2 protein-coding genes are annotated in these 2147 nt (G+C 34.7%); both read right to left on the bottom strand.

Annotated elements, in window-relative coordinates; all coding sequences use genetic code 11:
- Window positions 1-113: 113 nt before the first annotated feature.
- On the bottom strand, window positions 114-809 hold the full coding sequence (locus RR539_RS10820; RefSeq protein ID WP_332483869.1) for a response regulator transcription factor: 696 nt from the start codon (window positions 807-809) through the stop codon (window positions 114-116).
- On the bottom strand, window positions 778-2147 hold a 1370-nt coding region (locus RR539_RS10815), incomplete at its 5' end, for an ATP-binding protein (RefSeq protein ID WP_332500449.1). The genes RR539_RS10820 and RR539_RS10815, both read right to left, overlap by 32 nt.

Raw genomic sequence — 2147 nt, 5'->3', positions numbered from 1 at the left:
ACTTAGAGCTTCTTGGAGAAATCCCCTTAGATATAGCAAGATAAAATTCCCTAATACCCTAGCTACGCTTAAAAGCCTAGTAATTAGATAAATCTAACTACTAGGCTTAATTTTTATGGTATTCTAATTAGTCTATATCCAACTCCTATGTGAGTTTGAATATATGTTGGGTGTGATGTATCCTTTTCTATTTTCTTTCTAAGTGTAGCCATAAATACTCTTAGTGAAGGCACATCACTATCCAGTGGATTAACCCAAATTTCCTTAATTATATAGTTATGGGTTAATACTTTTCCTACGTTTTTAGATAGTAGGCAGATTAGTTTATATTCTATAGGAGTTAGGTGAATTTCCTTATCTTCTAGGAATACACACCCTGCACTATAGTCTATTTTCAGTCCTCCATTAATGAATATGGAGCTGTTCTTCTCTGGGCTGTTATCATATGTAATTTTTCTTAATGCAACTCTTATTCTTGCTAATAGTTCGTCTACGCTAAATGGCTTAGTTAGGTAATCGTCTGCACCCATGTCTAGTGCTTCTATTTTATCCTTATCTTCACTTCTTGCGCTTACCACTATTATTGGGCTATTTGACCATGTTCTAAATTTCTTAATAAATTCTATTCCGTCCATGTCTGGAAGTCCAAGGTCTAGTATTATTATTTGAGGTAGTACAGATGTAGCCATTATTATGGCTTCCTCTACACTAGTTGCTGTATGTGGCATATAGCCATTTGCGTTAAGTGTTGTTACCATTAAGTTTCTTATTGCCTTATCATCTTCCACTATTAAAATAGGTGTTTTCATCTACGTTAACCTCCTCAAGTGGCAATTTAAATCCAAATATAGTTCCCTTAGGTAGGTTGTCTCTTACATATATATCACTGTTATGAGCGTTAATTATAGACTTACACAGTGATAATCCAAGTCCAAGTCCACGTCTACTATCTCCCTTGTTCTTATCAACTGTAAAGAACATATCAAATAGCCTTTCCTTGTCTTTTTGAGATATACCATTTCCATTGTCACTAATTTCTACAACTGCTTGTCCCTTTGACTTTCTTACTGAAACAATTATTTTGGATCCCTTTTCTGTATATTTTATGCCGTTATCCACTATATTTATTATAACTTGTATTATAAGTCTTGGGTCCATTTTAGCCATCATCATAGGGTCTTCTATATCCATTATAATCTCATGTTCATCTCTTTTTCTACTAGTATGTTTAAGTGCCTCTGAAATAACCTCTTCAAAGAATTCTGGTGTCATATCAAGGTCCATGTCACTATTATCTATTCTAGTTACTGATAGAAGGTTTTCAACTAGGTTTATAAGCCAAAGTGAATCGTCATATATGTCCTCATAAAGCCTTTGTTTTTCTCCTTGGCTTAAGCTATCTCCTGTTCCCATAAGAACATTAGCATTCCCTGATATACATGTAAGTGGGGTTCTTAAATCATGTGATATAGCTCTAAGTAGATTAGAACGTAGACTTTCCCTTTGAGCCTTCATAGCTATTTGTTTTTGGTTTTCGTTAAGGTAATATCTTTCCATAGCTGAACCACTTTCTGCAAGCATTGCTGCAAGTAAGCTTTTTTCTAGTGTTCCAACTAACTCATTACCACTTATGGCAATACCAACAACAGCATAAACCTCATTCCCTGAGTAAAGTGGCTTATATAAACATTTTGCACCAGGTAATGTATCTGTTCCATATCCTGCTGATCTTTTATTTCTAAGTACCCACTGGGCAACTGCCGCCTCGTCGTTGGTACAATATTCTTCTTCATTTATTTGACTATCCTTAGCCTTATATAATATTGCAGGCTTAAGACTTCCCCCCTTAACCTCATAGAAAATAACATCTCTTTCTAGAAGCTTATTAATCTGGAAGGCTGTCCTTTCTATTATTTCACCAATAGTCTTAGCGTCTTGAAGCTTCTTAGTTGCCTCAAGTAATACCTCTGTTCTATGTGACTTCATAGCTGCCATTCTTGCTTGGTATCTTATTCTTGAAGTTAATGTACTTGTAATTAATGAAACTACTATCATTATTGCAAATGTAACTGGGTAGTCAAAGGTGTATGCATGGAATGTAAACCTTGGCTCACAGAATAAATAGTTAAATGTTAATACACTTAATA

The sequence above is a fragment of the Clostridium sp. genome, assembly GCF_036639235.1.
Taxonomy (GTDB): domain Bacteria; phylum Bacillota; class Clostridia; order Clostridiales; family Caloramatoraceae; genus Clostridium_AB.
This window is presented reverse-complemented; position numbering and strand designations above follow the sequence as displayed.